Annotated in this window: 2 protein-coding genes; one reads left to right on the forward strand and one right to left on the reverse strand. The window is 47.5% G+C overall.

Annotated features, from left to right (window positions below; genetic code table 11):
• The coding region (locus ACFQEU_RS17925; RefSeq protein ID WP_379784364.1) for a hypothetical protein at positions 1–215 on the forward strand (215 nt) is incomplete at its 5' end.
• Between the two features lie 67 nt (positions 216–282).
• On the opposite strand, the gene ACFQEU_RS17930 is transcribed toward ACFQEU_RS17925, so the two are convergent.
• Positions 283–535, reverse strand: a 253-nt coding sequence (locus ACFQEU_RS17930) for a hypothetical protein (RefSeq protein ID WP_379784366.1), incomplete at its 5' end; no start/stop codon positions are given.

Here is a 535-nt window from a genome sequence, read left to right on the forward strand (position 1 = left end):
TGCCGGGCGTTAGTTGTGATGTGGCGAGCGTGCAAACAAATATCGTGTTTTTGAATGTCGATCAGACGGTGGCTATACAGGCGCTGGCGTCGAAATTGAAAGCGCAGGGTATTTTAATATCACCTGGCTATCAAGGTATGCGCTTGGTGACGCATCTAGATGTGAACCGGGCGAGTATAGATCGGCTCATTTCCGAGTGGCGTGCTTGTTTATAAATTGTCTTTGTATCATACAACGCGAGCAAAGAATTCCGAGCCTTTTTATTAAAGGCTCGGGCTATTTTTAATGCGTCGCCTGTTTTGCCTTTTCGACTAAATAAGGTTCACCTGAGCCAAAACTGCTAGGTGCGTTTGCCGCTAAAAAGGCGAACATGGCGAAACTTGTTGCGGTTTGATTTAAGCGTTCTGCTTCTACTTTATCGAAGGTGTCATTGGCAGTGTGGTGCAGATCGAAATAATCTGTACCGTCTAGTGCAAGACCGAACATGGCAACACCTTCAGCGCCGAGGGCTATTAAATCTGGCCCGCCGTTGCCG

Source organism: Halorubrum tibetense, assembly GCF_042661865.1.
Lineage (GTDB): Archaea > Halobacteriota > Halobacteria > Halobacteriales > Haloferacaceae > Halorubrum > Halorubrum tibetense.